At 71.1% G+C, this 18,959-nt stretch carries 17 protein-coding genes and 1 tRNA gene; 14 read left to right on the forward strand and 4 right to left on the reverse strand.

What is annotated here, in order from left to right:
- The first annotated feature begins 2 nt into the window (after positions 1-2).
- The 11 genes from ACFYYF_RS29050 (at position 3) to ACFYYF_RS29100 (ending at position 11,053) form a co-directional block, all read left to right on the forward strand.
- Positions 3-1,046, forward strand: coding sequence for a DMT family transporter (locus ACFYYF_RS29050; RefSeq protein ID WP_388780500.1), 1,044 nt, complete (start codon positions 3-5; stop codon positions 1,044-1,046).
- Positions 1,043-2,092 (forward strand): aspartate-semialdehyde dehydrogenase, encoded by a 1,050-nt coding sequence (locus ACFYYF_RS29055; RefSeq protein WP_388780501.1) that lies wholly within the window; start codon positions 1,043-1,045, stop codon positions 2,090-2,092. The genes ACFYYF_RS29050 and ACFYYF_RS29055 overlap by 4 nt, the downstream gene beginning before the upstream one ends.
- Positions 2,089-3,189: an aspartate kinase gene (locus tag ACFYYF_RS29060; protein ID WP_361678870.1), complete on the forward strand. Its 1,101-nt coding sequence runs from the start codon at positions 2,089-2,091 to the stop codon at positions 3,187-3,189. Before ACFYYF_RS29055 ends, ACFYYF_RS29060 begins: the two co-directional genes overlap by 4 nt.
- Positions 3,190-3,192: 3 nt before the next feature.
- Positions 3,193-4,242, forward strand: a complete 1,050-nt coding sequence (locus ACFYYF_RS29065) for a TauD/TfdA family dioxygenase (protein ID WP_361678873.1) — start codon at positions 3,193-3,195, stop codon at positions 4,240-4,242.
- A 49-nt stretch (positions 4,243-4,291) separates the two neighbouring features.
- Positions 4,292-4,936, forward strand: a complete 645-nt coding sequence (locus ACFYYF_RS29070) for a hypothetical protein (RefSeq protein ID WP_388780502.1) — start codon at positions 4,292-4,294, stop codon at positions 4,934-4,936.
- A 40-nt stretch (positions 4,937-4,976) separates the two neighbouring features.
- On the forward strand, positions 4,977-5,693 hold the full coding sequence (locus ACFYYF_RS29075) for a hypothetical protein (RefSeq protein ID WP_388780503.1): 717 nt from the start codon (positions 4,977-4,979) through the stop codon (positions 5,691-5,693).
- 77 nt (positions 5,694-5,770) lie between these two features.
- The gene (locus tag ACFYYF_RS29080) at positions 5,771-6,709 is read left to right on the forward strand and encodes a DMT family transporter (protein ID WP_388780504.1); all 939 of its coding nucleotides are present in this window, start codon (positions 5,771-5,773) and stop codon (positions 6,707-6,709) included.
- A 101-nt stretch (positions 6,710-6,810) separates the two neighbouring features.
- Positions 6,811-7,404, forward strand: coding sequence for a DUF1326 domain-containing protein (locus ACFYYF_RS29085; RefSeq protein ID WP_361678885.1), 594 nt, complete (start codon positions 6,811-6,813; stop codon positions 7,402-7,404).
- The gene (locus tag ACFYYF_RS29090) at positions 7,401-8,291 is read left to right on the forward strand and encodes a DUF2182 domain-containing protein (RefSeq protein WP_388780505.1); all 891 of its coding nucleotides are present in this window, start codon (positions 7,401-7,403) and stop codon (positions 8,289-8,291) included. The genes ACFYYF_RS29085 and ACFYYF_RS29090 overlap by 4 nt, the downstream gene beginning before the upstream one ends.
- 60 nt (positions 8,292-8,351) lie before the next feature.
- Positions 8,352-9,602, forward strand: a complete 1,251-nt coding sequence (locus tag ACFYYF_RS29095) for an amidohydrolase (RefSeq protein WP_388780506.1) — start codon at positions 8,352-8,354, stop codon at positions 9,600-9,602.
- Entirely contained in the window at positions 9,599-11,053 is a 1,455-nt protein-coding gene (locus tag ACFYYF_RS29100) for an FAD-dependent oxidoreductase (RefSeq protein ID WP_388780507.1), read from the forward strand. The genes ACFYYF_RS29095 and ACFYYF_RS29100 overlap by 4 nt, the downstream gene beginning before the upstream one ends.
- Positions 11,054-11,175: 122 nt before the next feature.
- On the opposite strand, the gene ACFYYF_RS29105 is transcribed toward ACFYYF_RS29100, so the two are convergent.
- Positions 11,176-11,249: transfer RNA gene (locus ACFYYF_RS29105), tRNA-Thr, on the reverse strand.
- Between the two features lie 240 nt (positions 11,250-11,489).
- On the opposite strand from ACFYYF_RS29105, the gene ACFYYF_RS29110 reads away from it, so the two are divergent.
- The 3 genes from ACFYYF_RS29110 to ACFYYF_RS29120 all read left to right on the forward strand — a co-directional run bounded on the left by ACFYYF_RS29110 (position 11,490) and on the right by ACFYYF_RS29120 (position 14,158).
- Positions 11,490-12,626, forward strand: coding sequence for a sn-glycerol-3-phosphate ABC transporter ATP-binding protein UgpC (locus ACFYYF_RS29110; protein ID WP_361678897.1), 1,137 nt, complete (start codon positions 11,490-11,492; stop codon positions 12,624-12,626).
- 246 nt (positions 12,627-12,872) lie between these two features.
- On the forward strand, positions 12,873-13,322 hold the full coding sequence (locus ACFYYF_RS29115) for a hypothetical protein (protein ID WP_361678900.1): 450 nt from the start codon (positions 12,873-12,875) through the stop codon (positions 13,320-13,322).
- A 104-nt stretch (positions 13,323-13,426) separates the two neighbouring features.
- A complete protein-coding gene (locus tag ACFYYF_RS29120) occupies positions 13,427-14,158 on the forward strand; it encodes a nucleotidyltransferase family protein (protein ID WP_361678903.1) in 732 nt (243 codons plus the stop codon).
- Positions 14,159-14,445: 287 nt separating this feature from the next.
- Here ACFYYF_RS29120 and ACFYYF_RS29125 read toward each other — a convergent pair whose 3' ends face one another.
- The 3 genes from ACFYYF_RS29125 to cysS form a co-directional block, all read right to left on the reverse strand.
- Complete coding sequence (locus ACFYYF_RS29125) at positions 14,446-16,155, reverse strand: DoxX family protein (protein WP_361678906.1); 1,710 nt, start codon at positions 16,153-16,155, stop codon at positions 14,446-14,448.
- Positions 16,156-16,272: 117 nt separating this feature from the next.
- Positions 16,273-17,214, reverse strand: coding sequence for a 23S rRNA (guanosine(2251)-2'-O)-methyltransferase RlmB (gene rlmB / locus ACFYYF_RS29130; protein WP_365489619.1), 942 nt, complete (start codon positions 17,212-17,214; stop codon positions 16,273-16,275).
- A 120-nt stretch (positions 17,215-17,334) separates the two neighbouring features.
- On the reverse strand, positions 17,335-18,735 hold the full coding sequence (gene cysS / locus ACFYYF_RS29135; protein ID WP_388780508.1) for a cysteine--tRNA ligase: 1,401 nt from the start codon (positions 18,733-18,735) through the stop codon (positions 17,335-17,337).
- Between the last annotated feature and the right edge of the window lie 224 nt (positions 18,736-18,959).

An 18,959-nucleotide genomic window follows, 5' to 3' on the forward strand; every position in this document is an offset into this window, starting at 1 on the left:
TCATGTCAACCGAACCAAGCACGACGAACACGGAGTTGAAGGGAGCGGTCGAGCTCACGCTCGCCATGGTGCTCTCCGGAACACTCGGCATCTTCGTCGTCGAGTCCGGCGCGTCGCCCTTCAACGTGGTCTTCTTCCGCTGCGTGTTCGGCACGATCGCGCTCGGTCTGTACTGCCTGGTCCGCGGCTTCTTCAAGAATCACGGCTTCACCCCGAAGAAGATCGGCCTCGCGGCACTCGGCGGCGTCTTCATCGTCTTCAACTGGGCTTTCCTCTTCGAGTCCTACGAGTCGACGTCCATCACCGTGGCGACCGTCGTCTACCACACCCAGCCGTTCTACGTGATGATGCTCGGCGCGCTCCTGTTCCGCGACAAGATCACCGCGGCCAAGCTGGGCTGGCTCGTCGTCGCCTTCGGCGGACTGATCCTGGTCGCCGGCATCTCCCTCTCCGACTTCCAGGACAGCGGACGCAGCGGCTACCTCACCGGACTCGGGCAGGCCCTGCTCGCCGCCGTCTTCTACGCCTTCGCGACCGTGATCACCAAGCGCGTCACCGGCGTCCGGCCCCATCTGGTCGCGCTCGTCCAGGTGCTGCTCGGCATCCCGCTGCTGCTCCCCTTCACCTCGTTCGGCGAGCTGTCGGGCATGGGCGCCGACTGGGGCTGGCTGGTCGGGCTCGGCCTGATCCACACGTGCCTGATGTACGTGCTCATGTACTCCTCGTACCAGAAGCTGCCCACCTCGAAGATCGCGGTCCTGGCCTTCATCTACCCGGCCGTCGCGATGCTCTGCGACTGGAGCGTCTACGGACACCGCATCAGCCTGCTGCAGGCGCTCGGCATCCCGCTGATCGTGGCCGCCAGCCTCGGCATCAACCTCGGCTGGAAGCTCGGACCCCGCCGGACCGGGACCGCAGCCCCGGCCGCCCCCGCTCCCGCAGCCGCCGCTCCCACCGCCGCCCCCGCCCCCGCTCCCGCAGCCGCTCAGCAGCCTGCCGCGCAGGCCGCCGGGGCCGACAAGATCACCATTGGAGAGTCCCGATGAGTTCCGCACCGGACCGGACCGCCGCCGCACCCCGCATCGCGATAGTCGGGGCCACGGGTGCCGTGGGCACCACCATGCTCGAGATCATCGAGGAACGCGCCCTGCGCTACTCGGAGCTGCACCTGGTCGCCTCGTCCCGGTCGGCCGGCCGCAAGATCTCCTTCGCGGGCCGCGAGTACGAGGTCCAGGCGATCGAGGAGTTCGACTTCGGCCAGGCCGACATCGCCTTCTTCTCGGCCGGCACCACCGCCAGCGAGAAGTGGGTACCGGTCGCCACCGCCGCCGGCGCCGTCGTCATCGACAACACCATCGCCTTCCGGATGGACCCGGACACCCCGCTGGTCGTGCCGCAGGTCAACGCCCACGAGCTGGACCGGCGTCCGAAGAGCGGCGTCATCGCCAACCCCAACTGCTCCACCATCCCGCTGGCCCGTCTGCTGCGCGGCATCGAGGACCGCTGGGGCATCCGCAACGCCGTCGTCAGCACCTACCAGGCCGCCTCCGGCCTCGGCTACTCCGGCGTGGAGGAGCTCCAGGAGTCCACCAGGGCCTCCCTGCAGGGTCCGGACGCCGACTTCGAACCGCACCACTTCAAGCCGGCGCTCGCCTTCAACGTCATCCCGAAGATCGACCGCTTCCTCGACTCCGGCTTCACGCTGGAGGAGGAGAAGATGCTGCGAGAGACCAGGAAGATCCTGGGCCTGCCGCACCTGGACGTCACCACCACCTGTGTCCGGGTGCCCGTCGCCAACTGCCACTCCGAGTCCGTCTACGTCGAGTGCCAGTCACCGGTGGACCGCGCCGAACTGGTCGAGGTGCTCGCCGCCCTGCCCGAGGTGCAGGTCCACGACCGCGAGACGATCAGCGCCTTCCCGACCCCGGCCCAGGTCGGCAGCTCCGACCTCGTCCACGTCGGCCGGATCCGCGCCACCCAGAACAACCCGCGCGCCTTCTGGCTCTGGCTGGTCGCCGACAACCTGCGCATCGGCGCGGCACTCAACGCCGTGCAGATCGCGGAGGAGCTCATCGAACGAGACACGCTGTGAAGTCGCCCGCCGTCCTGAAGTTCGGCGGATCCAGCTTCCGTACCCTCGCGGCGTACGGCGACCTCGCCAGGGCGCTCAGCGACCGCGTCGAGCGGGAGGACACCAAACTCGTCGTCGTGGTCAGCGGCCAGCCCGGCGAGACCGAACAGTTCAGGGACCGGCTCAACCAGGTCAATCCGCACCCCGAGGACGAGAGCGTCGCCGGCCTGCTGACCCTGGCCGACACCGTCGGCGCCCAGCTCCTCGCCACCGCGCTGCACCGGACCGGACGCACCGCCACGGTCCTCGCCGGGCACCAGCTCGGCCTCGTCACCAACTCGGCCTTCATGTGGGCCCGGTTGGAACACACCGACTCGGAACCGCTGCTCACCGCGCTGTTCGACAACGACGTGGTCGTGGTGCCCGGCGGGCAGGCCGCGGACACCCGGGGCCGGCCCACCTGGCTCGGCAAGAACAGCTCCGACCTGTCGGCGGTCGCCGTCGCGGCCGCGGTCGGCGCGGACCGCTGCGAGATCCACTCGGACGTGGACGGCATCTACAGCACCGACCCGCACCTCGTCAGCGGCACCCGGCTGCTGAAGGAGGTCTCGTACAACATCGCGGCGCTGATGTCGCTGTACGGGGCGAAGGTGCTGCACCGCAGGGCCGTGCGGCTCGCCCAGAAACACCGGATCGAGATCGTCTGCCGGCTCAACCGGGCGCCGTTCCCCATCGGTTCCGTGATCGGGACCGGGGGCACCTCGGCCTCCGCGGTGGTGCTCAACCAGCGCTCCATCGCCCTGTCCTACGACTCCGACGCCGACGCCGACGTCGCGTTCGCCGCCTTCCACGCCGCGAACATCGACACCATCCGCCTCACCACCGGGCCGCAGGTCGCCGTCATGGGCGGCTTCGTCGACCTGGAGGAGTTCCAGCGCCGGCAGGGCCTGAAGCCGGGCGTCTACGCCGGTGTCCCGGTCACGGCGCTGCGCGGCAGCAAGGTCGCCACCCATCTGGCGGCCGGCGAGGACGACGCCCTGCACCTGGCACAGCGGCTGCACGACGAACTCCAGGACCCCAACGCCCGGTTCCCCGAACCCGTACTGCAAGGAGTGTGACGCATGACCACCTTCGTCGAGAGTCCGCTCGAGACCGGATCCGGCGACAGCCGGCCGGCCACGGCGACCTTCGCCGAGATCAATCTGCCGGACGAGGTACGCGACGCCCTCGGCGCCGGGCTCGCGACCGTCGGCCGTCCGGACACCGACATCGACCGTGCGATGACCCGCTACCTCCAGGTCTTCGCGGGCCTGCCCACCGAACTCCTGCAGCAGATCCTGGACTTCGGCCGGCACATCGACACCCCCGGCGTCACCCTGATCAACAACCTGCCCGTGGACCCGGACCTGCCCTCCACCCCGGTGGACGGCGGACCCAGCGGGGTGAAGGAGACCTTCATCGCCGAGGGCGTGCTGCTCGGCCTGAGCGGGCTGCTCGGCGAACCCATCGGGGTGACCACCGAGAAGGCCGGACAGCTGGTCCACGACGTCATCCCGGTGTCCGGCGGCTCCAGGACCCAGACCAACCAGGGGTCCGAGGTCTTCCTCAACTTCCACAGCGACATCACCCACGACGTCATCGGCCGGTACGACGTCGCCAACCCGGACTTCCTCGTGCTCAGCTGCCTGCGCGCGGACCACGAAGGGGTGGCCGGCACGTACTACGCGGACGCCCGCGACGTCTCGGCGGCCCTCGCCCCGGACGTCCTGGAGGTCCTGCGCTCACCGCTGTTCCGGCTGAACGCGCCCGGCAGCTACACCCGCGAGGCCGCCGCCGACGCCGAGGTGCTCTCCGACCCCGTTCCGCTCATCAGCGGGACCCGGGAGCACCCCGAGATCGTCATCTCGGCCAACGGGGTGCGCGCGCTGACCAGTGGGGCCCAGGCCGCGCTCGACCGGCTCCAGGACGTCTGCGGGGCGGTGGCGCACGGCGTGCATCTGCGCCCGGGCCAGGTCCTGCTGATCAACAACCGCAAGGGCGTCCACGCCCGGTCCACCTTCACCGCCCGCTACGACGGGCTGGACCGCTGGCTCCAGCGCACCTACGTGCGCCGGAACCTGTGGGACATCCGCTACCGGGTGACGCCGGAGAGCCGCCGGGTCCACTACTGACGGCCGCCGGCGGGCCGACGCGTCAGATCTCAGCGAATCAGGGGAGCACATGACAGAGATGTTCAGTTTCTCCGTAACCGCGAACACGTCGGAGCTCGCGGAGGCGCACGCCCTGCGCCTCCTGCGGTACGAACCCAGATTCCCCGACGACGAGTTCTGGTGGCTGGACCGGGACCGTGACGCGGCGGGCAAGGTGTTCCTGCTGCGCAAGGACGACCGGGCGGCCGCGACCCTGCGGATCGTCCCGGTCACCGCCTGCACCACGGAGATCGCCGAACTCGGCCTTCTTCCGGCCGAGTTGGCGAACGACCCGGGCGTCTGGGAACTGGGAAGGCTGGCCGGCCTCCCTCGGCAGGGACGCGATCTTCCCTACTCCCTGCTGCTGTTCGGCTGGGCCTCGGCCTGGTCCCTGGAGCGGCTGCCGATCGAGCGCGTCGTCGCCTACTGCCGGGGCGGAAAGCTCGCGGGCTTCCAGGCCGCGGGCGCCGAGATCGTCGCCGGTCCCCGCGACGTCCCGGGACGCGGCACCGACTACTACACGATCGTCGCCGACGTCGCGAAGGTCGTGGAGAACATCCGGGCCTACGGGTTCGGAGACCTGATGGAAGCCGCCGCCGCGGGAGAGGGCGAGTTCGCCCTCGACGACATCCTGGCGGCCGCGGGCATGGCCCGCCCGGTGGCTTCCCGCAGCTGAGCGAACACAACAACGACCCTTGCAATTAAGGAGCATTGGCATGAGTGACGAGGCGATCATCCGCCCCGAGCTGTTCGCGAAGGTCAACAGCAAGCTCGACGCGTTCATCGGCGACTTCTACCGTGACGTGCCCTACGCCCAGCACTTCCTGAACGGCTCCGAGATCGACCTGCCCTACTACAAGCGGCACACGATCGAGACCATCCTGCGGATCCGGCGCAAGCGCACCATCGACGCGCACGCCATCCGCTACTTCACCCTCCACGACCCGGAGGCGGCGAAGAAGTGGGCCGCGTACACCGATGACGAGATGCTCCACGACCAGCTGTTCCTGGCCGACCTCAAGAAGGTCGGCGTGGAGGCGGACGAGGCGTACGCCACGGAGCCCTTCCTGGCCACGAAGCTGCTCAACGGCTACTTCCTGTACTGCCTGGAGTTCGAGGGCTCGCCGCTCGGCGCCATCGCCAGCAGCTACTTCCTGGAGTACACCACGCGGCTGACCCAGCCCGACTGGCTGGACAACCTGGAGAAGACGCTGGGCGAGGAGAACGTCGAGGGCGCCCGCACCCACGTGAACTACGACATCGAGGAGGACCACACCGGCGATGTGTGGAACGTGCTGATGACGCTGGTGAAGACGCCCGAGGACGAGGAGCGCCTGTCACGCCACTTCGACCACCTCTTCAAGCTCTTCACCATGTACTTCGTCGAGGCCTACGAGGCCACCTCGAAGGCGGCGGCGCCGGCGGGCGTCTGACCCGGAGGCCGGATGCCGTCCCCCCGGCATCCGGCCCCGCCCCGTCCCCGGCCTCCCCCTCACAGACAAGGACCGGCATGACCGATCGCGATGCTCCGGCATCCTCACATCTGTTCGGACTGCTCATGGCAGGCACCGGAGTACTGGCGTTCTCCCTGACCTTCCCGGCCACGCAGAAGGCGATGGCCGTCTTCGACGCCTGGACGGTCGGCATCGGTCGGTCCGTCGTCGCGGCCGCCCTCGCCGGCATCTGCCTGCTGATCGCGCGGGCCCGCTTCCCCCGCCGGGAGCACCTCCTGCCGGTGGCCCTGGTCGGCGCGGGCATCGTCGTGGGCTACCCGATCTTCACCGCGCTCGCCCTGGAGCACGTGTCCTCGGCGCACGCCGCCGTCGTGACCGGCCTGCTGCCGCTGGCCACCGCCGCCATGAGCCGGCTGCGCGGCAACGAACGGCCGAGCCCGCTGTTCTGGGCGGCGTCGGTCGCCGGCGCCGTGGTGATCCTCGCCTTCACCCTCCGCGACGGAATCAGCGGCTTCGGCGTCGCGGACCTCCTGCTGATCGGATCGCTCGTCACCGGCGGCATCGGATACGCCGAGGGCGGCCGGATCTCCAAGTCGATGCCCGGCTGGCAGGTGATCTCCTGGGGCCTGGTGCTCTCGCTCCCCGTCACCCTGCCGATCACGGCGGCCTCGCTCGTCCTGGCGCCGCCCCGCTTCGAGCACGCGGGGGCGTCCGCGTTCATCGGCTTCGGCTACGTCGCGGTGTTCTCCATGTTCCTCGGCTTCTGCGCCTGGTATCCGGGCCTCGCCCGGGTCGGCGTCACCCGCGGCAGCCAGATGCAGCTCCTCCAGCCCCTGCTGACGGTGGGCTGGGCGGCCCTCCTGCTCCACGACTCGGTCGACGCGACGACGCTGACCACGGCTGTCCTGGTGCTCGCCTGTGTGGGGCTCGCGCAGTGGGCCAGGCTCAGCGCTCCGGCGGCCCCCGCCCTGGCCGGGCCCGCCATCCGCTCGTAGCCCCGTCACCGCCTTCGTACCACCGCCTTCGTACCACCGCCTTCGTACCACCGCCTTCGTACCACCGTGTCCGCACGCATCGATTCGCAAGGAGCAGGACGATGGACTGGGAGATCGACGGACGGCTCGCCGGAGCCTGCAACTGCGGGACCCCGTGCCCGTGCTGGTTCGCCGAGGAGCCGACCCACGGCTCCTGCGACGCCATCGGTGTCGGCTTCATCGACAGGGGCCACTACGGCGACGTCGACCTGGCGGGCTGCAAGCTGGGCGTGGCCTACCGCACTGTCCGGCACGTGTGGGACGGCGGCCTCCAAGTGGCCGTCTACATCGACGAGAAGACACCCGGACCGCAGAGCGAGGCACTGGAGCAGATCCTGACCGGCAAGGCGGGCGGCCTGCTCGCCACGCTGTTCACCCTGGTCGAGGACTTCAAGGGCATCCGCCGGGTCCCGATCGAGCTCGACGAGACCGGGGAGAAGCCCTCCTTCACCCTGGGCCGCGACGCCGTGGTGGGGCTGCGGCCCCTCATAGGCCAGGACGGCACGACGCCGATCGAGGTCAACAACGCGCTGATGTCGTTCGGCGGGGCCCGGCTGCTCGCCAAGACCGACAGCCGGTTCGTCGACGACGAACTCGGCTGGAACTGGCAGTTGGAGCACGCCGACTTCGGCCCCATGAAGCTGACCTCGGCATGAGCGGCTCCGTCAGCACACGGCCCGCGCCCGGGGCGCTCCGGCCGACCTCGACACCCCGGCAGTGGACGCGCCGCATCAGCGTCACCACCACGATCTGGGTGGGCGCCGCCTCTGCGCTGGCCTGGTGGTGGATGCTCGGCGGCCACCACACCGCGGCCCCGGCCGGGCACGACGCCATGGCCGGGATGCCGGGGATGGACGACATGCCCGGCATGGAGCACCACACAGCGGGCGCGGCCGGCCAGGAGGTGTCCGCCGTCGAGGCCGGCATGTTCCTCCTGATGTGGACCGGCATGGTCGTGGCGATGATGTTCCCGGTCGCCGTCCCGCTGATCGCGGCCCACCGCTTCGTCACCCGTACCCGCGGCGCGCGGGGCAGGACGGAGACGGCGTGCCTCGTCGCGGGCTATCTGCTGGCCTGGGTGCTGGCCGGCGCGGCGCCGCTGCTGCTCATGGTGGCCAAGCGCGCCGCGCTGCCCGAGTCCTTCGACGGGCCCTGGCGGGTGGCGTCGACCGGACTCGTCCTCGCGACCGCCGGACTCTTCCAGTTCAGCGGCCTGAAGACCAAGTGCCTGACGGTGTGCCGCAGCCCCCTCCAGTTCGTCCTCACCCACGACTTCGCCGCGGGAGCGGCCGGCGCGCTGCGCGCCGGTGCCCTCAACGGCCTGTACTGCCTCGGCTGTTGCTGGGCGCTGATGCTCGTACAGGTCGCGGTGGGGCTCGACAACATCGCCTGGATGGGCACGCTCACCCTGCTCTTCCTCGCCGAACGGACGCTCAGGCGCGGGGTGGCGCTGGCCCGGGTGACCGGCACCGTGATGACCGTCCTTGGCACGGTGCTCGTCCTGGAGCCGCTGACCCACACCCCGCTGGCGAACCTGATCTGAGACCCCGGTCCGGCGTCCCGTCCCAGCACCCCGCCGTCAATCCAAGGGAGAACCAGAACCATGTCCGTGCTCTTCGACCGTCTGGACGGCCTGCTGCCGGACCTGGAGAGTGTCTACCGGGACCTGCACGCCCACCCCGAACTCGCCTTCCAGGAGAAACGAACCGCCGCCGTCGTGGCCGGCCTGCTGACGGAACAGGGCTGGGACGTCACCTCCGGCGTCGGCCGCACCGGAGTCGTCGGGGTGCTGCGCAACGGCGCGGGCCCGGTCGTGATGCTCCGCGCGGACATGGACGCGCTGCCCGTCGAGGAACGCACCGGACTGCCGTACGCGAGCACGGAGACCGCCATCGACGAGAGCGGCGAGAAGGTCCCCGTCATGCACGCCTGCGGGCACGACATGCACGTGGCCGCCCTGCTCGGCGCGTGCGCCCTGCTCGCCGGGGCGCGCGACACCTGGCACGGCACCGTGGTCGCGGTCTTCCAGCCCGGCGAGGAGAGCGGCTTCGGGGCGCGGGCCATGGTCCAGGACGGCCTCTTCGAACGCTTCCCCAAGCCCGAGGTCATCCTCGGCCAGCACGTCGGCCCGGGGCCCGCCGGGCTCGTCGCCACCTGCCCGGGCACGGTCATGGGCGGCACCGACAGCCTCCGGATCCGCCTCTTCGGCCGCGGCGGCCACGGCTCCAAGCCGGAGTCGGCGGTGGACCCGGTCGTGATGGCCGCCTCGGTCGTCACCCGGCTCCAGACGGTGGTCTCGCGGACCGTGGCCGCGAGCGAACCCGTCGTGGTGACCGTGGGCTCGATCCGCGCGGGCACCACCGCGGCGACCATCCCCGACGAGGCCGAACTCGCCGTCAACATACGGACGTCGTCGGCCGCGACCCGGGACCTCGTGCTGGCCACCGTCGAACGGCTGGTCAAGGCGGAGGTGCTGGCCGCGGGCGCCCCCAGGGACGCCGAGATCACCTCGGTGTGCTCCCTGCCCAACACCGTCAACGACCCCGCCGCCACCGAGCGCGTCGCCGACGCACACCGGGCGCACCTCGGCGAGGGCGCGGTGATCCCGGTGGGACCCAACAGCGCCAGCGAGGACTTCGGCCTCCTCGCCTCGGCCGCCCAGGTCCCCGCGGTCTTCTGGTTCTTCGGCGGCCTCGACGCCGAGGAGTACACGAAGGCGTTCCTGGCCGGCCGGATCGCCGAGGACATCCCGCAGAACCACTCGTCCCACTTCGCGCCCGTCGTCCGACCGACCCTCGCCACCGGCGTCCGGGCCCTGGTCAGCGCGGCCCTGGCATGGATGGAGCCCCGATGAAGACCCCGAAGCGGGTGGTCGTGATCGGCAACGGCATGGCGGGCGCGCGTGCCGTGCGCGAACTGCGCCGCCGGGACCCGGCCATCGCCATCACCGTTCTGGGCGCCGAACGCTGCGCCCCGTACAACCGCATCCTGCTCACCGACGTCCTGGCCGGCCAGATCGACGAGGACGAGATCTTCGACCGCCCGGCGGACCAGCGCGGCGCCACCGTGCACACCGGGGTGAGCGCCGTACGCATCGACCGCGAGCGGCGGGAGGTGATCACCGGCGACGGCGGCACCCACCCGTACGACAGCCTGGTCCTGGCCACGGGCAGCACGTCCACGATCCCCGGCATCCCCGGACTGCGGCTGGACGACGGCACGCTCGTGCGGGGCGCGGTGGGCTTCCGCACCCTGGAGGACTGCCACGGCATCCTGCGGGGCGCGCACCGCGGCTCCCGGGCGCTGGTCCTGGGCGGCGGGCTGCTCGGCCTGGAGGCGGCGCGAGCGCTCGCGGGACGCGGGGTCCGGGTGACGGTCCTGCACCCCACCGACACCGTGATGAACCGTCAGCTCAGCCGTCAGGCCGCCGACATCCTGACCGGCCAGCTGGCGGAACTCGGCGTCGCGGTGCGCCGGGGCGCGGTGGTGGGCCGGGTACGCGCCGGATTCCACACCGGGACCGGCGAGGAGCGGATGACCGGCGTGGAGCTCACCGACGGCACCGTCGTCCCCGCCGACCTCCTGATCGTGGCCTGCGGGGTCACCCCCGAGACCGGCCTGGCCGCCGCCGCCGGGCTGACGGTGGGCGAGGGTGTCGTCGTCGACGCGTCCATGCGCACCAGCGACGCCGCGATCTACGCGATCGGCGACTGCACCGAGCAGTCCGGCAGGGTCTCGCGCCTGGTCGACGACGCCTGGTCCCAGGCGAAGACGGCAGCCGACGCCATCACCGGCTCCCTCGCGAACGCCCCCCTGCCGGTGGTGCCCGTGACCCGCCTCAAGGCCGACGACATCGACCTGACGCTGATCGGCGCGTGCCATCCGCAGGATTCCACCGACGGTTCCTTCGAGGTCCTGACCGACGTCGACAAGGACGCGGGCCGCTACCAGCGCATCGTGCTCAGCCAGGGCCGGATCCTGGGCGCGACCATCCTCGGCGACCACCCGGACACCGGTGTGCTCACCCAGGCCTGCCGCGACCACCGCGTCCTGACCTCCGACGAGCTCGCCCGGCTCGCCCGGCTCCCCGGTCCCCGGGGCGATCTCGCGCCCGACAGCCCGGACACCGGCCAGGACGCACCGGTCTGCTACTGCCGCAACGTCCCGAGGTCCCGCATCCTGGAATCCTGGGCCGGCGGCGCCCGCACGGTCTCGGCGATCGCCCGCACGACACGGGCGACGACGGGCTGCGGAATCTGCCGCACGGCGGTCAAGCAGCTCCTGAAGACGGCCTCGGCCGAGTGAGACGCCACCCCACGAGCCGTGCGAAAGCCCCCGGGCCATGCGGAGACCCCCAGGCCATGCGAAGGCCCCCGCGAGCCACGCGAAAGGCCAGGTCACGAGCGACGTGACCTGGCCTTCACCGGAGCCCCCTGTCGGATTCGAACCGACGACCTACGCATTACAAGTGCGTTGCTCTGGCCATCTGAGCTAAGGAGGCCTGCCGCGCGCCCCGGGGCGTGCGTGCCCGTGCAGTGTACCCAGGTCGCCGCGGGGGGCCGCCGGGAGTTTCCGCGAACTTCATCGGCGTCCGGGTGCTGACAGAACACATGAACGCCAGGTAGCGTCCTGACCCAGTTCACTCATATGGACTACACCACTATGGGCGTTTCCATAGTGGATCACCACCTTTACAACGGATCGTCCGGCACGTTCCTGCCGGTGAAGGGGGCCCATCACCATGGCCACTGTCTCGTTCGACAAGGCGACCCGGATCTACCCGGGTTCCGAGAAGCCCGCCGTCGACGGCCTGGACATCGAGATCGCCGACGGCGAGTTCCTCGTCCTCGTCGGTCCGTCCGGCTGCGGCAAGTCCACCTCGCTCCGCATGCTCGCGGGGCTCGAGGACGTCAACGGCGGAGCCATCCGCATCGGCGACCGCGACGTCACGCACCTGCCGCCCAAGGACCGGGACATCGCGATGGTGTTCCAGAACTACGCGCTGTACCCGCACATGACCGTCGCCGACAACATGGGCTTCGCGCTCAAGATCGCCGGCGTCAACAAGGCCGAGATCCGCCAGAAGGTCGAGGACGCGGCGAAGATCCTCGACCTCACCGAGTACCTCGGCCGCAAGCCGAAGGCGCTCTCCGGCGGTCAGCGCCAGCGTGTCGCCATGGGCCGCGCCATCGTGCGCGAGCCCCAGGTCTTCCTCATGGACGAGCCGCTGTCGAACCTCGACGCCAAGCTCCGCGTGTCGACCCGTACGCAGATCGCCTCGCTCCAGCGCCGCCTCGGCATCACCACGGTGTACGTCACCCACGACCAGGTCGAGGCCATGACCATGGGCGACCGCGTGGCCGTGCTCAAGGACGGTCTGCTCCAGCAGGTCGACTCGCCGCGCAACATGTACGACCGCCCGGCCAACCTCTTCGTCGCCGGCTTCATCGGCTCCCCGGCCATGAACCTGGTCGAGGTCCCGATCACCGACGGCGGTGTGAAGTTCGGCAACAGCGTCGTCCCGGTCAGCCGCGAGGCCCTTCAGGCCGCCGCCGACAAGGGCGACCGCACGGTCACCGTCGGCGTGCGCCCCGAGCACTTCGACGTCGTCGAGCACAACGGCGAGGCCGCCAAGTCGCTCTCCAAGGACACCGAGGACGCCCCGGCCGGTCTCGCCGTCTCCGTGAACGTCGTCGAGGAGCTCGGCGCCGACGGCTACGTCTACGGCTCCGCCAAGGTCGGCGACGAGCACAAGGACCTCGTCGTCCGCGTCAGCGGCCGTGCCGTCCCGGACAAGGGCGCCACGCTGCACGTCGTGCCGCGTCCGGGCGAGATCCACGTGTTCTCCACCTCGACGGGCGAGCGCCTGTCCGACTGACGTCCGCGTCATCCGGGCGGGAGAACTCACCCCCGGAAGGGTTGAATTCACCCAAGTTGACGAAGAGGGCCCCGCGGCCGACCGCGGGGCCCTCTTCGTTGTCGACCAATACCCCGGCAGACCGGGCATTTCGACCCTCGTACCGTAGCCGCTCGTCAACCCGCTACCCACAAAAACCAACTTCCCCGTCCCCCGAACCGGTGACTAAATGTCGCCAAATCATCACCCCGCGCTACCCTCACTCGCGTGAAGCACTCCACCACTAACCAGCGGCCCCGGCGTGGCCGTGGCCCCGCCCGTCAGATCGGCCGGACCCTCGCCCTCGTTCTGCCTGTCGTCCTGGTGCTCTCCGGGACTCTCGCGGTCACCCAAGTCAACTGGTCGGGGAACCCCTCGAGCTCGGTGCTCACCGCGTCCTCCGAGGAGGTCTCGACGCGAGCCGTCTCCCGCGCCCCGCAGGACGTCCTGCGCGACAAGCTGCTCCTGGAACTCCAGGAGAAGAACCCGGGCGTGGCCCTCACCCACCTCCAGCAGGCGGTGAACGGCCGTCCCTCGCTCGCGAAGCACTGCGTCTCCATCGCCCGCACCCTCGGCCGCGCCGCGGTCCGCGCGTACGGGCCGACGCGCGCCCAGTCCTTCGCCCGGCCCGTGTGCGACACGGCGTTCGCCTCGGGGGTCGCGGCCGGCCATTTCTAGTACGCACAGGTCACCACGCACCGGATCAGCACCGGCCGGTAACAGCCTGTTAAGGAACGGTTGCCGCGGGAAAGCGCGTACGGGGCGCCACGTACAGTTCGAACATGACCGATCCGAACGCCGCGTTGCGCCCCGTGCAAGCCGTCGTCCTGGCCGGCGGCCAGGGTTCCCGGCTGCGTCCCTACACCGACGACCGGCCCAAGCCGATGGTCGAGATTCCCGGCACCGGGACACCGATCATCGGCCACCAGCTCACCTGGCTCGCCGAGGAGGGCGTCACCGACGTCGTCGTCTCCTGCGGTCACCTCGCCGACGTCCTCCAGAAGTGGCTGGACTCGGCCGACCTCCCGCTCGCCGTCACGACGGTAGTCGAGACGGAACCCCTCGGCCGCGGTGGCGGCCTCAAGTACGCCGCCGCCCACCTGCCGCACCCCGACCGGCCCTGGTACGCGACGAACGGTGACATCTGGACCCGTTTCTCGCTGCGCGACATGGCGGACTTCCACACCGAGCGCGACGCCGTCGCCACCCTCGCGCTGGCCCGCCCGCGCATCCCGTGGGGCGCCGTCAAGACGGACGGCTTCGGTCACATCACCGACTTCATCGAGGCCCCGCCCTCCACGTTCGAGATCAACGCGGGCGTCTACGTCTTCTCGCCCGAGTTCACCGACATGCTCCCCGAGCGCGGCGACCACGAGCGCACCACGTTCCCGCGCCTGGCCCGCGAGCGCCGGCTGTCCGGCTTCCCGATCCCGCAGGGCGCCTACTGGCGTGCCATCGACACCGCCAAGGACCTCACGGAGGCGGCGAAGGAACTGGCCGCCCTGGGCCGCTAGGGACCACCGCACGACCCCGCGGGACGACACCGCGCGGAGCAGGGTTCCACGGGTTCCACGGAGCCTTGACGGGCCCACGGAGCCATGACCGGCCCACGCGTTGACCGGTCCCACGGAACCTCGACCGGCCCACGGGGCTCGTGTGCCCACGAGAGCCACCCACGGCCCCGGGCCCACGGCGCGCCCGCCCGGCACGGCAGCACGACGGCAGGGCCCCGCACACGGAATGTGCGGGGCCCTGCCGTCGTCGCGCCCTCCCGGGCGGACCGTCGAGCGTCGGTGGGGCGTCAGCCCAGCAGGCCGCCCACCAGGCCCGGCTGGCCCGTGGACGAGCTCCCGCCGGTGGAGGTGCCGCTCCCGGTGCCCGTGCCACCGCCGCCGGTGCCACCGCTGCCGCCGGTCGCCGAACCGCCGCTGCTGGAGGGACCCGCGCTGGTGCTCGGGGCCCGGTCCACCGGCGTGGACTGCTGGGGTGGAGCCTGGCCGCCGCCCTGGGTCTGGCTGGGCTGCTGCCCGCCGCCGACCGGATCGGTCTCCTGGGTCGCGCCCGGCGTACCGGCCGTCTGCGACGGGGTCGCGGAGCTGCTCCGGGTGGGCGGCTCGGAGGCCGAGGGGGTGGCCTTGCGGTGCCGCTCGCCGGGCGTCTCGGGGAGCGGGGAGCCGGGCAGTTCGTTGCGCGGGGCCTCGCCGGGACCCGGAACCACGATCCGGCTGGAGTCACGGACGGCACCGCCGAGGAGCGAACCGATGAGCAGGGTCAGTCCGACGACGACGGCCGCGAGCAGCGCGCCCCGCCGCAGCACACGGGCCCGCAGGTCCCAGATGTCGGCGCGCGGTCCGAGCGTCCGCCATGCCTCGCTGGACAGCCGTCCGTCGGCCGAGTAGACCGGGGCGCCCGCGATGATCAGCGGGGACCAGGCGGCGAGGTAGATGATGTCCGGCGTGTCGTACACGGGCACCGTCTTCCAGCTCACGGTGACGATGAGCGCCGCCGACAGCATCGCGCCGACCACGGCCGCCACCCGCTGCCACAGCCCGAGGACGGTCAGGACGCCGACGATGACCTGGAAGAAGGCGATGACGAGTCCGGAGCCGATGGGGTGCTGGAGCGCGAACTGCCGCAGCGGCTCGGCGACTTCCCACGGGTGCAGCGTGTTGAGCCACTTCACCATGGAGCCGCGCTTGCCGCCGTCGAAGTAGACGGGGTCGCAGAGCTTGCCCATGCCGGCGTAGACGGAGATGAACCCGAGGAAGACGCGCAGCGGAAGCAGCACGACACCGAGGTTCATCCGGCGCCCGGGGTGATAGGCGTGCCGGACCGTGTCGGAGCCGCGCCGCCTGACGGGCGTCTCGCGCGCCGCCTCCTCGAAGCGGTCGTCGTCCTCGAAGCCGTCGTCGTCCCCGAAGTCGCCGTCCGTGTACGCGTGTTCGCCGTAGGGCGGTCCGCCGTACCGCGGTTCGTCGTAGGCGCTGTCCACGCTGCGCATCTGGGGAAGCAGCCGCTGCTCGTCACCGAGGGGGGAGCGCTGGCTGCCGACGAGGGGCGTCTCGACCGTGTCGACGGTCAGATCGCCCGCGTAGCCGGGCTGTTCACCGATGCGCGGGATGACCTGCGTCGAACCGGCGTCGGCCGCCGGCCCGGTGGAGCCGTGGGGCACGCCCGCGCTCCGTACGGCCTGGAGCAGGCGGTGGGCGCCGGTGTCGTCCGGCGCGGACTTCCCGCTCCAGACGACGGGCGCACGGCGGCGGGCCCCGCCGGCCGGACCGGCCCCGCCCGCTCGGCCCGGCGCGCCGGCGCCGGGAGAGCCCGAGTGCCGCGCGATGCGCGGGGACTGGCCCCGTGACGCACCCGCCAACTGGACGCGGAAGCTCGCATGGTTGACGATGACCTGCGCCGGATCGCTCGGCACCTTCACCATGCTCAGCGCGGGAACGTCGTCGAATGCCGACGAGCGGTCCCCCGTGGGTGTGCGGGGTGTTCTGGTGTCCACACTCATCTAACCGAGTGACGTGTGGTTAGGACACTGCTTTGACCACGCGGAACTGTCCGGACCGCGTCAAGATCGTTCAGAACACCCCGATCACCCCGCGGGGGTGAGTGCCGGGACGCCCGTTCAGGCGCGGCGGCGCGCCGCCTCGTACAGCACAACTCCCGCCGCCACACCGGCGTTCAGCGACTCCGCGCCACCGGGCATCGGGATCCGCACCCGGAAGTCGCAGGTCTCGCCGACGAGCCGGGACAGGCCCTTGCCCTCGCTGCCGACGACGATGACGACGGGTCCGCCCAGCGCCTCCAGGTCACCGACCTCGGCCTCGCCGTCCGCGGCCAGGCCGACCACAACGAGGCCGGCCTTCTTGTAGGCCTCCAGCGCGCGCGTCAGGTTGGCGGCACGCGCGACGGGCGTACGGGCGGCGGCACCGGCCGACGTCTTCCAGGCACCGGCGGTCATGCCGGCCGCGCGCCGCTCGGGCACGACCACGCCGTGGCCGCCGAAGGCGGAGGCGGAACGGACGACCGCGCCGAGGTTGCGCGGGTCGGTCACGCCGTCCAGGGCGACGATCAGCGGGTCCTCGCCCTGGTCGTACGCGGCGGCGGCGAGGTCCTCGGGGTGCGCGTACTCGTACGGCGGGACCTGGAGGACGAGACCCTGGTGGTTGAGCCCGTTGGTCATGCGGTCGAGCTCGGGGCGCGGGGCCTCCATCAGGTGGATGCCGCCGCGGTCGCTGACGAGCTGGAGCGCCTCGCGGACCCGCTCGTCGTTGTCGATGAACTGCTGGACGTAGAGCGTCGTCGCGGGGACGCCCTCGCGCAGCGCCTCGACGACGGGGTTGCGGCCGACGACCATCTCGGACGTGCCCTTGCCGCCGCGGCCCCGGGGCGCGGGGCGGCGGACGGCCTGCTTCGCCTTGGCGCCCGCGATGCGGTTCTTCTTGTGGCCCTTGCGCATCTCGGCGGGCGGGGTCGGACCCTTGCCCTCCAGGCCCCGGCGCCGCTGGCCGCCACTGCCGACCTGCGCGCCCTTCTTGCCGGACATGCGGCGGTTGTTAGCAGCCATGACCTACCTGTCTGTGTGAGACGTGCGTACGTACGTATATGCAGTGTGCCGCCCGGAGGTCCGGGCGGCACAATCGATCAAGGCCGACCGGGGGGTCGGCCGGGGCGCCGGAGCGGGCCGTCAGCGCGGTCCGAGGGTCCAGCGCGGTCCCTGCGGGCTGTCCTCGATGACCAGACCGGACTGGTTGAGCTGGTCGCGGATGGCGTCCGCGGCGGCCCAGTCCTTGCGGGCGCGGGCACCCTCGCGCTGGTCGAGAACCAGGTGGACGAGGGTGTCGACGACGCCGTGCAGATCGTCGCCGCGGTCGCCCTCCTCGGCCCAGTGCGGGTCGAGCGGGTCGAGTCCGAGGACGCCGAGCATGGCCCGTACCTCGGCGAGGCGGGCCACCGCGGCTTCCTTGTCGTCGGCGGCCAGCGCGGAGTTCCCCTGGCGGACCGTCGTGTGCACGATGGCCAGCGCCTGGGGGACGCCCAGGTCGTCGTCCATCGCCTCGGCGAACGCGGGCGGCACCTCGGCGGCCGGCTCGACGACTCCGCCCGCCTTCTCGACGACCCGCTGCACGAAGCCCTCGATGCGCGCGAACGCCGACTCGGCGTCACGCAGGGCGCCTTCGCTGTACTCGATCATCGAGCGGTAGTGCGGGGTGCCCAGGTAGTAGCGCAGCACGATGGGACGCCACACCTTGGTCATCTCGGAGACGAGGACCGAGTTCCCGAGGGACTTCGACATCTTCTCGCCGCTGAGCGTGACCCAGGCGTTGTGCACCCAGTACTTCGCGAACTCGTCCCCGAAGGCCTTGGCCTGCGCGATCTCGTTCTCGTGGTGCGGGAAGATCAGGTCGATCCCGCCGCCGTGGATGTCGAAGGCGCTGCCCAGGTACTTGTGGGCCATGGCCGAGCACTCCAGGTGCCAGCCCGGACGGCCTGGGCCCCAGGGCGTCTCCCAGCTCGGCTCGCCCGGCTTCACGGCCTTCCACATGGCGAAGTCGCGCGGGTCGCGCTTGCCGGTCTCGCCCTCGCCCGACGGCTGGAGCAGGTTGTCGAGCTCCTGGTTGGAGAGTTCGAGATAGCCCTCGAACGACCGCACGTCGAAGTAGACGTTCCCGTCGGCCTCGTACGCGTGACCGCGCTCGATGAGACCGCGCATCATCTCGATCATCTCGGGGACATGACCGGTGGCACGCGGCTCGTACGTGGGCGGCAGGCAGCCGAGCACGTCGTAGCCCTCGTTGAAGGCACGCTCGTTCTCGTAGCCGATGGACCACCAGGGGCGGCCCTGGGCGGCCGACTTGGCGATGATCTTGTCGTCGATGTCCGTGACGTTCCTGATGAACGTCACGTCGTAGCCGCGGTACGCGAACCAGCGGCGCATGATGTCGAAGTTCAGGCCCGAGCGGATGTGCCCGATGTGCGGGGCGGCCTGCACGGTCGCGCCACAGAGGTAGATCGAGACGCAACCCGGCACGAGCGGGGTGAAGTCACGGATCTGCCGGGCGCTGGTGTCGTACAGGCGAATAGTCACCACTCCAGGGTAGTAGGCCCCGGGCAGTGCCCTGCCCCCCTTCCCCCAGCATGGCCACGTATTCGTGACAAACGGGGGAGCCGGGGGGTGTACGGGGGAGCGCCGGGGGACCACCGGGGTCACCGGAGCACCCGGCCGGGCGTCCCCGCCGCCCCCGAAGACCCCTTCGACCGACGGCCGGACGGCAACCCTGGCGCGCCGGAACGCCGGGCACGGCCACTCAG

This window comes from Streptomyces sp. NPDC001914 (genome assembly GCF_042891215.1).
Lineage (GTDB): Bacteria > Actinomycetota > Actinomycetes > Streptomycetales > Streptomycetaceae > Streptomyces.

What these genes read in the sequence shown, in the direction of transcription:
- ACFYYF_RS29050 (WP_388780500.1), top strand. Translation starts at nt 3, where the DNA reads ATGTCAACCGAACCAAGCACGACGAACACGGAGTTGAAGGGAGCGGTC.
- ACFYYF_RS29065 (WP_361678873.1), top strand. Translation starts at nt 3,193, where the DNA reads ATGACCACCTTCGTCGAGAGTCCGCTCGAGACCGGATCCGGCGACAGC.
- ACFYYF_RS29110 (WP_361678897.1), top strand. Translation starts at nt 11,490, where the DNA reads ATGGCCACTGTCTCGTTCGACAAGGCGACCCGGATCTACCCGGGTTCC.
- ACFYYF_RS29080 (WP_388780504.1), top strand. Translation starts at nt 5,771, where the DNA reads ATGACCGATCGCGATGCTCCGGCATCCTCACATCTGTTCGGACTGCTC.
- ACFYYF_RS29090 (WP_388780505.1), top strand. Translation starts at nt 7,401, where the DNA reads ATGAGCGGCTCCGTCAGCACACGGCCCGCGCCCGGGGCGCTCCGGCCG.
- ACFYYF_RS29100 (WP_388780507.1), top strand. Translation starts at nt 9,599, where the DNA reads ATGAAGACCCCGAAGCGGGTGGTCGTGATCGGCAACGGCATGGCGGGC.
- ACFYYF_RS29055 (WP_388780501.1), top strand. Translation starts at nt 1,043, where the DNA reads ATGAGTTCCGCACCGGACCGGACCGCCGCCGCACCCCGCATCGCGATA.
- ACFYYF_RS29095 (WP_388780506.1), top strand. Translation starts at nt 8,352, where the DNA reads ATGTCCGTGCTCTTCGACCGTCTGGACGGCCTGCTGCCGGACCTGGAG.
- ACFYYF_RS29075 (WP_388780503.1), top strand. Translation starts at nt 4,977, where the DNA reads ATGAGTGACGAGGCGATCATCCGCCCCGAGCTGTTCGCGAAGGTCAAC.
- ACFYYF_RS29070 (WP_388780502.1), top strand. Translation starts at nt 4,292, where the DNA reads ATGACAGAGATGTTCAGTTTCTCCGTAACCGCGAACACGTCGGAGCTC.
- ACFYYF_RS29085 (WP_361678885.1), top strand. Translation starts at nt 6,811, where the DNA reads ATGGACTGGGAGATCGACGGACGGCTCGCCGGAGCCTGCAACTGCGGG.
- ACFYYF_RS29125 (WP_361678906.1), bottom strand. Translation starts at nt 16,155, where the DNA reads ATGAGTGTGGACACCAGAACACCCCGCACACCCACGGGGGACCGCTCG.
- ACFYYF_RS29120 (WP_361678903.1), top strand. Translation starts at nt 13,427, where the DNA reads ATGACCGATCCGAACGCCGCGTTGCGCCCCGTGCAAGCCGTCGTCCTG.
- rlmB (WP_365489619.1), bottom strand. Translation starts at nt 17,214, where the DNA reads ATGGCTGCTAACAACCGCCGCATGTCCGGCAAGAAGGGCGCGCAGGTC.